Source organism: Nonomuraea longicatena, assembly GCF_039525605.1.
Classification (GTDB): Bacteria; Actinomycetota; Actinomycetes; order Streptosporangiales; family Streptosporangiaceae; genus Nonomuraea; species Nonomuraea longicatena.
On record NZ_BAAAHQ010000048.1, the window covers coordinates 55184 to 67636 of the forward strand.

General features: G+C 65.6%; 8 protein-coding genes. 6 read left to right on the forward strand and 2 right to left on the reverse strand.

Annotated features, from left to right (window positions below; all coding sequences use genetic code 11):
* Window positions 1-68: 68 nt before the first annotated feature.
* Window positions 69-368 carry a hypothetical protein gene (locus ABD120_RS35205; protein ID WP_343954663.1) on the reverse strand — a complete coding sequence of 100 codons (300 nt, stop codon included), beginning with the start codon at window positions 366-368 and terminating at the stop codon, window positions 69-71.
* A 121-nt stretch (window positions 369-489) separates the two neighbouring features.
* Between ABD120_RS35205 and ABD120_RS35210 the strand changes: the two genes are divergently transcribed.
* Both ABD120_RS35210 and ABD120_RS35215 read left to right on the forward strand, forming a co-directional pair.
* A complete protein-coding gene (locus ABD120_RS35210) occupies window positions 490-774 on the forward strand; it encodes a transposase (protein ID WP_343954664.1) in 285 nt (94 codons plus the stop codon).
* A complete protein-coding gene (locus ABD120_RS35215; RefSeq protein ID WP_343954665.1) occupies window positions 744-1655 on the forward strand; it encodes an IS3 family transposase in 912 nt (303 codons plus the stop codon). The genes ABD120_RS35210 and ABD120_RS35215 overlap by 31 nt, the downstream gene beginning before the upstream one ends.
* Window positions 1656-2027: 372 nt before the next feature.
* On the opposite strand, the gene ABD120_RS35220 is transcribed toward ABD120_RS35215, so the two are convergent.
* On the reverse strand, window positions 2028-3878 hold the full coding sequence (locus tag ABD120_RS35220; RefSeq protein WP_343954666.1) for an HsdM family class I SAM-dependent methyltransferase: 1851 nt from the start codon (window positions 3876-3878) through the stop codon (window positions 2028-2030).
* A gap of 129 nt (window positions 3879-4007) precedes the next feature.
* On the opposite strand from ABD120_RS35220, the gene ABD120_RS35225 reads away from it, so the two are divergent.
* The 4 genes from ABD120_RS35225 to ABD120_RS35240 are packed head-to-tail and all read left to right on the forward strand — an operon-like array spanning window position 4008 to window position 12435.
* Complete coding sequence (locus tag ABD120_RS35225; protein WP_343954667.1) at window positions 4008-5681, forward strand: PD-(D/E)XK nuclease family protein; 1674 nt, start codon at window positions 4008-4010, stop codon at window positions 5679-5681.
* Window positions 5682-5699: 18 nt separating this feature from the next.
* A complete protein-coding gene (locus ABD120_RS35230) occupies window positions 5700-6803 on the forward strand; it encodes a pPIWI_RE_Y domain-containing protein (RefSeq protein WP_343954668.1) in 1104 nt (367 codons plus the stop codon).
* Window positions 6800-9979 (forward strand): ATP-dependent DNA helicase, encoded by a 3180-nt coding sequence (locus ABD120_RS35235; protein WP_343954669.1) that lies wholly within the window; start codon window positions 6800-6802, stop codon window positions 9977-9979. Before ABD120_RS35230 ends, ABD120_RS35235 begins: the two co-directional genes overlap by 4 nt.
* Window positions 9976-12435, forward strand: coding sequence for an RNaseH domain-containing protein (locus ABD120_RS35240; RefSeq protein WP_343954670.1), 2460 nt, complete (start codon window positions 9976-9978; stop codon window positions 12433-12435). The genes ABD120_RS35235 and ABD120_RS35240 overlap by 4 nt, the downstream gene beginning before the upstream one ends.
* Window positions 12436-12453: the final 18 nt, after the last annotated feature.

Consider the following 12453-nt stretch of genomic DNA (forward strand, 5'->3'; position numbering starts at 1 on the left):
TGATCCACCCGTCTACCAGGGGTTCTCTGCGTCTTCAGGCGAACGCCGGACTCGCGATCACGCTGTGATCAGCAGGCGCCCGCCGAAGATGAAAACAGCTCAGTGATGCGATGTCCCTGGGCTTGCCTGTAGGCCTTTACTTGGCGGGAGAGGTTCAGGTTCTCGCTCACCGGAACGTCGCGGAGCCAGTACGCGCGATTGATGTGGACCATCCCCTCGGAGGCATCCTCACCCAGACACCGGTCGGCTCCGGAGCCATCGGGTATCAGCTCCAGGCGGGGCTTGGGGGTGAGCGCCCCAGCAGTGTCGCGGATGAGCTGCTGGACACGGGCATCGGCCTGCGCCTGGGTGAGAGTGGTGTCGGTCATGGTGCATCCAGGGGCAAGAAGGACGAGGACGAGAAGGACTCTGCGCTTCATGACGGCAATCTGCTCAGGTCGGGGGCGAGCTCGGGAAGTAGGGTGCTGAGTAGTCTGGAAGGAAGGGTCCGTGGCGGGAAAGAACTATTCAGAGGAGTTCAAGGGCGAGGTCGTGAAGGCCGTCTTGGACGAGCGGTTGACGATTGGTCAGGCGGCGAGGGACTTTGGAGTATCGCGGGAGACCGTGCGCAACTGGGTGGCCAAGGAGAAGCGCCGCAGGTCGGGTAATACCGAACAGGCTCGGGACTCTGCGGAGCGGGCGCGGGTACGCGAGATGGAACGCCGCCTCGCGGAACTCGAGGAGGAGAATGCCCTCTTGAAAAAATGTGCTGCCTTCTTTGCGAGGGAGCGGTAGCCGGCGAGAAATTCTCGCTGATCCGCGCGGAGGAGGCTAACTTCAGCCTGCCTATGATGTGCGGTCTTCTCGGGGTGTCGAGATCCGGCTACTACGAATGGAAGAATCGTCCGCTGTCGGCCGGGCGGCGACGTCGTGAGGACCTCAAACCATTGATCGAGAAGGTGTTTGCCGAGTCGGGGCGGACCTACGGTTACCGGCGGGTCCATGCGGCGTTGGCGCGGGTGGGCGTCAAGGTCGACGACGAGCTGGTGCGGTCGTTGATGCGGGAGTTGAGGCTGACGCCGGTGCAGGTGAAGCGGCGTCGCGGGCTGACCGTGGCGGACAGGGCTGCCAGCCCTGTCCCGGACCTGGCGGGGCGGGACTTCACCGCGGAGGAGCCCGGAGCCAAGCTGGTCGGCGACATCACCGAGATCAAGACCGAGGAAGGGCCGTTGTATCTGGCGACGGTCATCGACTGTTCTTCCAAGGCGGTGATCGGCTGGGCGTTGGATGTGCGATATCCGGCCGGTTTGGTGTGTGCTGCTCTCGACATGGCGGCCAGGCGGATCGATGTTCCGGATGGAGCGATATTTCACTCGGCTCAGGGAAGTCAATATACGTCTCGCGAGTTCGCTGTCACGTTGAACGGGCATGGTTTGAGGCAGTCGGTCGGGCGGACTGGGATCTGCTTCGACAATTCGCTTGCCGAATCGTTCTTCGGCAAGCTTAAGACAGAGTTCGTCCATCATCGCAGATTCGCGAGTGTGCCGGAAGCTCGTAGGGCTGTGGTCAGGTATATAGAGGTCTTCTACAATCGGCGCTGTCTGCATTCTGCGCTAGGATATCGGCCGCCGTTGGAAGTGCTCGACGAGTGGTTCGATATTCGCGCTGCTGCATGATATAGTCCATTTACTCCGATGTCCGGAAAACACGGGACATATCAGAGGGCTTTGTCGCAGGTGAGGCGGCGGTTTCCGTTGACTGGCATGCGTCGGCTCCGACGGTGAAGAGTCCAAACAGAATGCCGATCCATCGCTTCCTGCGGCGTCTTCGCACCCCTGACCCCCTGATTGCCCAGGATTACCGATTGTTGACTTCTTGTAATTCTGGGTATCACGCGACCCTCTACGTTGGGCAATGGGCGTTACCGCCCCCAATCGACGTAGGCGGGAGGATAAGAATGGCTGATCTTGTGGAGATCCGGTCGAGGTGACATTGCCCCGTTCACAGATCGAGGAGCGCCTCGTGTCCACCGGACATAGGCCGCGAGATCAGGCCCGTGACGCGCGAGTGATCTCATCCAGCGCGAGCCGGGTGAGGAGCTCTCCCTTGCCTGATATTTCGTGGAGAGCGGTCCTCATCTCCTCCAGCTGGCGGAATACCGTTCCGTAGGTGCGTTGCACTTCGGGCGAGGGTAGTCTAGGGATGATGGCCTTTCGCAACTCCTTCCTAATGCCGGAGGAGGAGCCGCCGCTGGGTAGGAGGTTGTGGGCGCTCCGCAGGAACCCGGCGAGGAACTCTGGCTCAACGTCTCGTCGATTGATCCGGATAAGTGTCTGCTGTGTCGCCAGTACTGTGGGTTGTCGGGCGACCTCGACGTCGAGGCGGTCCGCCTGGGGTGTGACGACGAGGTCCTTGGCCTCACTCCACAGTTGTTCGTCCTTCCCGGGGCGATGGATCTCCAATATCCCCGCGTGGGCCAGTTCTCCTACCGTCGTCAGGGAAACAGCGAGCGGATCCGGACGAGGCTCTCGCGGCAGCAGTTGGCGGATGCGCTCAAGAAGGTCGTTGATTTCGCCCGTGAGTGACTGAACTGTGGTCGGATCCCATCCGTCGCCGGTGAGGTATCTGGCAGGGGTCAGATCGTTGTCGTCATCCAGCAGATCCATAGTCGCCACCAACTGGCCTATCGAAGGCTCCGCTGTAGGCTCACGCAGGTATGCGGTCCACGCGGAGGCGATCTCAGCGATGCGATTCTCTGCCGCCGACGCGAACCATACCGTCGGAGGCGGCATGCTGCCTGGGACGGGCTTGGCCAGGAGCCACAGGTGTGCAGGAATTCCGGCAGTGGACGCCATCGAGGATGGTAGATCGATGATGCCCCGAAGGGCTCCCTTGCGGATCAGGTTTGCCCGGATCCGGCGGCCGGAGCGCCGGTTGGCAGCAGTGACGGGCATGAGTATCACCACAGCGCCTCCCGGTTTGACGTGGGCCAACCCGTGCTGAACCCAAGCCAGTTCGGACTCCATGCGCGGAGGGAGGCCGTACTCCCACCTGGGGTCGGCCGCCAGTTCGTCAGGCCCCCAGTCCCTCTCGTTGAAGGGCGGATTGCACATGACCGCGTCTGCCTGTTCGCCGTCGAACGCATCGGCGTGGAGGGAGTCTTCAATGCCCACAACGGCATGGTCGGTGGAGAGCGCCAGTCGGATGGCCGCGACCTGAGCGAGATCGGCGTCGCGCTCCTGGCCGAGGAGCCGCCTGTTCCCCTCAGCTGCCGCGACGAGTAACGTCCCTGTTCCGCAGGCAGGATCGAGGAGTGTGCGCGGCAAGCTACCCACGAGGGCGGACATCAACTCCGCGAGGACAGGTGGACTTGCGGCGTAGCTGCGCTGCTGTGCTTCCAGGAAGCGTGTGGTGAAGTACTCAAACAGTGACGCTGCGCCTTGTTGGCGGGCGAGTGCGGCCAGATCTCTCAGCAGCGGACCGGTCCCTGCCGGGAGCCTGCTGGGGAAGACTGCTCGCCCGCGGAAGATCTTGCGCACCACCGCCGGGACTTCCGTCTCAAGGGCCTCATCACTCAGGTGGGCCAGCGTCTGCCACTCGCCGTTCCGGACGAGAGCTATGAAGGCTCCTGTCGCGGCAAGTACCTGCGCGAGGCGTAGGTCATCACCGAGAGCCTTGAGCGCATGCCACAGCTTGCCTTCGGGAGAGAGCCGCACGTCGGGCTTGTTCTCCTGCAGCCACGCCTCCACTTCTCGCAGGGAGAACAACGGGCTTGCGGTTGTCCCGCCTACCGGCTGAGGAAAGTCGGCGTGACGGCGCCGCCAGTTGCCGATAAGAGCGCGATCTTTACCAGCAATTCGGGCTATTTCCGCACTCGTCGCAAGCGCCTCAGCACCCATCGTGACCTCCACAAACACGTGTTGCAGCGACCCTATCCAGAATGACTAGTTCACGTCGAGTTCGACATCATCTCTTGTTTGCAGAGCAACCATGCGCTCTACTTGGTTGCAGTGCGATAAGGAGGAGTCGTGGACTTCGCTCGCTTCGAGGGCAACCCAGACGTTGTCCGCTTGTCCGCCAGTCTTCTCGACCAGCGGGAATCCAACTGCCGAGACTTCGCCGCCCTCAAGGCGCGGCCGAAGGTGAGGTCCACCGTTCGGGAGCGCCGCCGGTACAACTCTCTGGAGAACTTTCCGCTTGGCCCAGTCACGGAGGTCCTCAACGCGGTGGAGTTCGACGGGGACGAGATCGAGGAGGCCGTGGAGAAGGTCCTCGCCGGTGGCCGGAGCGTGATTCACCCCGGTGTCGAGACTTGGGTACGGCACGCCTGCTCGACCTACCTCGAGGTAGCCGAATCACTAGCGGCTCAGCTCATGCACGAGCAGGTGGTGATCGCACCTGCCCGTCATCCCCGCATCGTCCAGGTCGGCCCTGCGGAGAAGTTCCGGGCGTTGACCGCCTGGGGACGCTGGTATGAGTCCCCGGATGGGTCCTATGTGGAGTTCCGGCGGCTGCGCATGGGAAAGCCGTTGGCGGAGCAGGCGTCCACGCTGGCGATGGCCTTCGTGGCGGCAGCAGGACGACCGGTCGTCAACCCTCGGGAGCTCTATACGGAGATTCCGGTCAACGTCCAGATGGGCCACCGTACGCCGCAGCGGATCCGTGTGCTCGACGTGGGCCTCACCACGGGGACCGACCGCGTCCTGATCGACATGGGACCCGAAGAGATCCGTCGGGCCTACCAGAGCAGCGCCCAGCCGATAGCCACCAGTCTGTTGCGCGGCGGAAGTCGTACTCCCGGTGGGAACTGCGTGGACTGCAAGGCGAGGAACGGGTGTGATGCGGTGCCGGTCGTCCCCGGCCTGCTGGGCCTGGCTGAGCGCGGTACACACCGCCGTACCTGGTCGATCACCACCTCCCGGTACTACGAGTTCTGTCCGGCTCAGGCACACCTGAAGTCGGTGCACCTGCCTTCGGAGTGGACTCCTGGCGAGGCGGAGATGCGCGGGCGCGACGTGCACCGGTGGCTGGAAGTGGCTCACGAACGTGGTGTCCCGTGCTCCTCAGATGATCTTCCTGAGGCGGGCGCGGAGGACTTCGGCCTCGCGCGGCAGCTGATGGAGCGGGCCGACTACGCGCGTGCCCGTCCCTACCTGGTTCAGCACCTCACGGTATGTCCGCTCCGTGGACCGGGAGCGGTGACCGATGTGCGTGCCGAGCCCAGGATCGCCGCCTATGACTCCGCCTCCGATGTCCTTGTCTTGGCCAACCCGGATCTGCTGCGCAGGGTCGATGGACGGTTGGTGTATCGGGAACAGAAGACCTCCGCAGCATTGCGCGGGATCACCGCGGAGAACGCTCTGGACGCGGTTCCCCAGCTGGCGCTGGCAGTCTGCCTGATCGCGGCTGGGACGTTCGGCGATACCGATGGGCTCGTGGAGCTGGAACAGCTCCACCCCGATGCGGTAGTGCCGGTCCTGGAATTCGACACCAGCAAGCCTGAGATCGTCGCCGCAGCGCGAGCGATCATCCATCGGCGGGTCAGGGCCTGGCACGTCGACACCGAGTTCCGGGCCAAGCCCGGCTGGTGGTGCGGATCCTGCCCGGTGTCCCGCTGGTGCCCGGACGCGCCAGCTGGGACGTTCCCCGGGCCTGGCATCCGGGCAGATCTGCTCGCCGATGACGACGAGCCGCCCTTCTAACAAGTTGGAGAACGATTCATGAACACCAGCCTGACGGCACTGGCCCGTCCTGTCACCGCGGCGGTTCGCGCGGGCTACGCCTGGAGCGTCCGGCGTGAGAAACCCGAGGCCTGGCTTGAGGTTGCCAGGATGACCGGCGTGATCATGCGGCACCTTGGGCCGGGAAGCGCCCCGGTCACCCCCTCCGAGCTGGTCGCCTTGTTGCACCAGCCGCTGGGCGTCTGGCTGTCGGGTGCCGATCCCGTCCTCGGCGAGTTAGTGATTCTCGACGAGCACGATCGCCTGACCGACGACACGTACGGCATCGCGTGCGACTACACCACGGAGGTCCTCGCCGGTCAGGAGGATCCCGGAGCCCGATGGCTGCCGAAGTGGCGCACTCATCGGGCCGAGCAGGTGGAGCAGGAGGCGTTCCAGCGTCTGGTGTCGGGCTCCGACGAGGACTACAGCGTGGGACGCCGATTCCTCGTCGAGCACCCGGCGGGGGCGTCGGACGACTTGCTGGACCGGCAGACGGACCTTGGCCTGCGGCCGCTGGTCAGCTACGAGCCCATCCCGCAGCACCGCCAGGAGGCGGGGCGCTGGTGGGCCTGCCCCGTCTGCCACTGGCCCATGGCGATCTCGCCGTCCGGCCACGTCACCTGTCGCTTCCGGCCGCATCGAGCCACCTACACACTGACCGATGGCTTGCGGATTTTGCCCGCAGACGGCGCGCCCCCGGCTCCCCGGGCGCAGTCAGCCAATGGAGCCGTCTGCGTCGACGAGTCGATCTGGCGTTTCGTGGTGGTCCCGGGGGTGGTGGAGATCCGCCTGCATGATCGTCTCGATCGGCTACCGGGCGTCAGCGCAGCCCTCTACCCGGGCAAGGACCGTTTCGACGTCGGTGTCCGCAGGGCGGGGGAGGACGACTGGCTCGTAACCCTGGACGTCAAGGACTTCTCTTCACCCGCCGCGCTTGCCGCGAAGGTGACCGACCGGCCGATCGCCGCGGGGGTCCTGGTTGTCCCCGACTACCGGCGAGACCAGCTTGCCCAACTCAAGCGACTCCTGCCAGGCATGGACATCGCCACGGAGAGCCAGATCTATCGGCGGACCAGCCGTCTTTCCCGGGAGGAACAGTGATCGCACCACGCAAGAAGAGCAGGCCGCTGGTGGTGTCATGCGCGTTCGCCCTGGCGGAAGCGTTCTTTGCCGACTGTACGGCGATGCGCGCGCAACTCCTGCTGACCGGCAGGATCGATGTCTGGTCCGGATATCGGCAGCTGAACGAGGAAGATCGTGAGCGGCTGAGCACCCTTCTGCGGCACCGGGGAGATGATCTCGCCAGTCTGGAGGTGTTCGCCAAGGCCCTGCGCGAACTGGGCAGCACCGACGAACTCGACGGCTACCGTTACGCGGGCGGGTCGGTGATCCCCATCCACGGCCTGCGGCCACGAGACCACGCCGATCGGCTGCTCGGCAAGCTGACCGCCCTCCAGGGCAATTCACTCCTGCCGATCGCCAAGCCCGGGCGATACTTCACCACCCTTCGGTCGAGCACCGCGGTGGAAGCCTGCTTCGACCTGACCGACCTGAGCACCTCCCGGACCTCGGCGCCTCAGGTCAGATCGGCACCCCGCGTCGGGCAGGTTGAGATCCCCGTGGACGAACTCAGCAAGATGGCCGGTCGCATCGACCTCGCCCGTGGGGAAAGTCACCGGCGCAAGCGAGTGGACGCCCTTTTCGCCAACCTCTCCGGCTTCGGCGGTGACGTGATGGTGATCCAGTCAGGCGATGTCATCAAGTCGCTCATGGCGCCGACCGGCTTCGGTAAGAGCGTGCTGATGGAGGTTCTCGGCACTCTGCTGGCGGAAAAGGGCGTGCCCATCGCCTTGGTGGTCCCCACCCGTGTGGGCGCACTCGAGCTCGCCTTCCACATCGAGAGCAACCTGCGCCTCCTGGGCATCGATGGATCATGCACGCCGCTCGTCTCGCCCAAAGGCGTGATGAAGGATGCCGAGGAGCTAGCCAAGACCAATCAGGCGTTCGGGGATTGGGCCTTCGAACGGCTCGCATATGGCTGCGCCCTGTCCGGGGCCACCGAGACCGAGGAAAGCGTAGACACCTGGTCGCCGGGCCGGGAACCCTGCCGCGACCTGCGCTTCAAGCATCGGCACGGCCGACGGCACGCCTGCCCCTGGCGCGATGGCTGCGGCAAGTTCCGCCTCATGCGGCAGGCGGTGACCGCCGATGTGATCGTGACGGCGCATGCCACCTTCTTCTCCGGTGGGATGCACATCCCGCTGGACGCTGGTCACGAGACCACTGATCAGATGAGCGTGGAGGAGTTCCTCCTGCGCCGCTGCCAGCTCATCGTCATCGACGAGGTAGACCAGTTCCAGCGCTCGGTAATCAATCGCAGCGCTCGTCACCTCAAGCTGGCCGAGGGGCGCAGGAGTACGCCGATTCATCGGCTCGACGACGATTTCCGGAGCATCTTCGGCAATGTCCTGCCGGAATCCGATGGTGAGGTGCGGGCCATCCTCTCGGATCTGCGGCTGCTTTCCGAGCACTACATTGCCAACCTCGCCAAAGGCTGGATGCCGCCCGTGCGGAGGTCCAAGCGCACCTACCGGACCGACCACTGGCTGGTGCCGCGAGGCTACGACGCCTGGATCGTCGCCCGGCTGCTCGGTCTGCCCGACTCGGGCCGACCGGTCACCTCCGACGAGGTCGAAGCGCTCCAGGCGATCTTCGGCGCCCCGGACGCACGTTCGGTGACGCCGCTTCCACTCGCCAACCTCGGGGCGGACGAGGCGGCCGAGGCTCGGGCGAAGATGACCGTCTCGCTGACGGCGATCTCCGCTGGCTGCCGGACAGGGATCCTGATGGAGCACAAACAGGCGCTAGCCGAGGCGCTCCGACTCGTCATTACCGATGATCAGACCCGTGGCACGACTGTGGATCGTCTGGTCCGCCGCGCTCACCTCGAACCCCTTCGCCGCAAGTTGTCCGAGCTCTTCTACCACACGCCCCACCTGCGCTCCCTGGGGGCGGACGCCGCCGAGACGATCGCTGACGCGCTGGGCGGATTCAGCCGCTGGGACGCCATGCCCGCCAGCCCGCTGGGCCGCTTGTTCTTCGCGTTCAAGGAGCGTTATGGCGAGGAGGCTCCCGAGGAGACTACGCTGTCGGTAGCCGCTTTCGGCGGCGACCCTCACGGATATGTCCGCTATCTCGGCGAGCTCACCGCAAGGGGTCAGGTGGGGGTGCCGCGTGCCGTCTTCGGACTCTCCGCCACCAGCTACTTTCCCGGTGCGCCCCACCACCATGTCTTCACCGAGCCGACCTGGTTCGTCCCGGACACGGACGCCTCGGGGGTGACGATCCACGATGCCCGCGTCTACACCGGCGACGGCGCCGTGCGGATCTCCGGTGTCCAAGGGCGCCAGCGTGAGCTGAATCTGGCCGACGTGGGTGAGGGACTCTACCGCCTCAAGCTGGCTGGCCGCTTGCGGGACCTGGCCGCACAGCGGGTGGCTCGCGGAACCCCTGGACGCGATCGTATCCTTGTCGCCACCACCTCTTATGACAGTGCGCTGATCCTCGCCGAGGGCATGCTCCGGGCGGGCGCTCCGCAGGGAAGTCTCGCGCTGCTCTCCAGAGCGGGCCAGGAGTACACCGCTCGGGACACCCGCTGGCATGTCCTGCCGGCCGACCGGGTGCAGACGTTCCCCGAGACCGGCGCGGAGATCCTCATCGCGCCACTCGCTCTGGTGGAGCGCGGGGTGAACATCCTGGACGGTGAGGTGTCCGCGCTCGGGGCGATCTACATGGTCGTCCGCCCCATCCCGATCCTCGACGAACCGGCCGAACTACTCGGGCACATCAACCACCGGCTCTGGTCCGACACGCTCCGCACCGACCCCGACGCCAGGGACGCGCTCGATCGGCTCGACGAGCGGATGAAGCAGGCGGGCCGGCACTTCGAGGAGATAGTCCGCTCCGCGCAGTACTTTCGCTCGCTCCCGGAATGGGTGCAGCTCGGCATCGTGGCGGAAATCATGATCGGTCTCATCCAGCTGGTTGGCCGGGCTCGACGGGGCGGCACCCCTGGCGAGGTCTACCTCGTGGACGACGCCTTTTTCGACGCCGGTGGCCGCTCCGACCTGCCCCACCTCATCGCCAGGTTGCGGGAGCGCTGGCAGGACACCGGCGAACTGGCCCGGCTGACCACCCTTTACGGCCCGACCCTCCTTGCCTTCTTCGACTTCGCGGATCGCATGAACCGCCTAACCTCCGCGGGAGACCTCCCATGATGATCACCAACGCCTTCCGTATCCCCACGGGCCTCCTGGGCGAGGTCTGGGCCTATCCGATGACGACTGCTCTCACCGCTGCCTTCGACCAGCTCAGCGAAGTGTGGCGACGCAAGTCGAACAACGAGCACGCCCGCGCGCCGTACCAGTCGCTGGCCACCGCGCTGAGCGCGGTCACCGGTCAGCCGGTCATGATCCTTCGGGGACCGCGCACCTACCAGGATCCACCCTGGCTGATCACCACAGCGCAGATTCCCCCGGCACTGCTGCGGCGGGCCACCCGCGTCTGGGAGCGTCTCGCGCGTGGCAACATCGACGCCAACGTCATCGGGCCACTGATCAGCGAGATCACCCCGGAGCGGCTGCATGTCGCGGACGAGGTCGACACAACCGTCCCCGGCCGCGTCACCGCGTCCAACTGGGTCTACCGAGTTCTGCGCTGGAACCTGGCGAGGGCGCTCGCCGAGACACCTGTCCGGTTCGACAGTCGCGAGGTGGAATTCCGGCTAGACAGCAACGGTGACATGGTGGCGTGGGATGACCCGATCACGCTGCCGCTGCGCAAAGGCGGCCTGGCCACCGGCATCATCAAGATCTCGCTCAGCGTGAAGACGTTGCCGGGCATCGGCGATCTGGTGTGCATGCCGACCATCAGCCTGGCCAGGCTGGTCTCCGCCTGGCCGAGGGTGAAGTCCGCGTGGATCGACCACGGCCGGCCGACCCTGCTCCGTGTCCCAGTCGGCACGATCAGGACGGAGACCGGGTTCGTCAGCCTGTGCCGCGACTACAGTGCGCAGGTCGTCGAGGAATGCGGCCTCGAACCGCTGCCCTGGGGAGAGGATGTCCTGGTCGCTCGCCCCGAGCGGGTCCGGGCCTGGCGGAGTGTCAACGGATCGCATCCGCTCGGGACCGGAGTGGGTGCCAGAACCTATCTCCGATTCGCCGAGCACGCCGACAAGCTGGCCGGCGTCGAGCCGGTGACCTATCAGCTCACCCGGACGAAGGTGCTCAAGAACGCCGCCGACGCCCCTATCGGTTCCGCGTCACTGGACACGGCGGTAAGGGCGGCCGGCCTGGACCGGCTCCGTATTGTTCACCTCTCGGCGCATTCAGCCACTCGGGATCGGGTACGGCTCGCGCTCGACGGCTATCGCCAGGAGCCGCTCTCCTCGGAGCTGGGCACCATTCACCCGCTGACGACGACATCGGATTTCGTGGCCTTCGACCTGCCCGAAACACTCGCGCACGGCGTCGCCGACCGATCCCGGCTGCTCGACCAGGCTCCGTTGCTCAAGCCGGAACCCGGCACCTTGGTCGTCGCTCTCGTGGACACCTCCTACGAGGGGCAGAAAGTGACGGACGACGCCAAGGGGCCGCTCAGGCGAGAGCTGGCCAAGCTCAGCGTGCCCAGCCAGTTCATCGCGATCCCGCCGGGTTCCGACGGTTCCCGTGCGAAACCAAAGAAGGAGAACGACCCGGATTTCCCCGTGGTCACCGCGATCAAGGATCTGCTTCGGGCAGCCGGAATGACGGACGATCGCCTGGCTGCCGCCGTCGATCTGCGGCCGCATCCACTCGATCGCGACATGTGGCTGGTCGGTGTCCACGTCCGGATCCAGAACTCGAAGAACGGCAACGGTAGCCGACCGTACCTGGTCCACACCATGGTCGCCCTGCATGCCAAGCAGGACCGTCAGGCTCCCTGGGATCTGCGTATGTATGTCCCCGGTCAGGGTTGGCTCCAGCACGTCGCCGGGCTGACCGCCTTCCACGCCGGCCCCATCGGAGCCGCCATCGGCAACCAGCAGCAGGCCTTCGCCGGGCTCCGCGGCCTGGTGGACAACGCGCTCAGTGAGTTGCCTGGCGACGATCCGATCGTGGTGATGGCCGACGCCGACGAGACGCGGCGGGTCTGGTCAGGGCTCTGCGACGGCAAGCTCTGGCGGGGCCTACTGCCCGGCGACGGCCTCGCCCGGGCGGAGGAGATCACTGTGGTCCGGGTGGGGACGAGCGACGAGGCGGTGCCCCGCCCGGTGACCTTCACTGATGGCAAGCAGTCCGCCGACCCGGACAAGCCGGCCTCGCCGCGCAACCGGATCTACGAACTGGCCGGGGACGACGGGAGCCGGAGTTGGCTGCTCGGCCATGCCTCACGCCTGTTCAACCAGGGAAGCAAGGGCAGGGTCGGAGCCGATTTCACCCGCTTCACCTTGCCCGCCAAGCGCGTCGACGAGCAGGGCAACAACTGGCATGCCTTCACCTGCACGGAGTTCGTCGTGGTCCGGCCGGGGCTGATCAACGAGGATCACGCGGTGGCGATGGCCTCTCGGCTGTGTGCACAGCCCCTGTCCTGGGACGCTCAGACTCGCTGGCCGGTGCCGCTCCATCTGGCAAACATCGCTGATGAGGATCACCCGAATTTTCGGACGGGTAACGGCGATGAAGATCTTTTGTGATCTATCCATAGCGGGTAG

Coding starts and splice junctions, on each gene's coding strand:
- ABD120_RS35205 (WP_343954663.1), bottom strand. CDS start 368: ATGACCGACACCACTCTCACCCAGGCGCAGGCCGATGCCCGTGTCCAG.
- ABD120_RS35215 (WP_343954665.1), top strand. CDS start 744: ATGTGCTGCCTTCTTTGCGAGGGAGCGGTAGCCGGCGAGAAATTCTCG.
- ABD120_RS35220 (WP_343954666.1), bottom strand. CDS start 3,878: ATGGGTGCTGAGGCGCTTGCGACGAGTGCGGAAATAGCCCGAATTGCT.
- ABD120_RS35230 (WP_343954668.1), top strand. CDS start 5,700: ATGAACACCAGCCTGACGGCACTGGCCCGTCCTGTCACCGCGGCGGTT.
- ABD120_RS35240 (WP_343954670.1), top strand. CDS start 9,976: ATGATGATCACCAACGCCTTCCGTATCCCCACGGGCCTCCTGGGCGAG.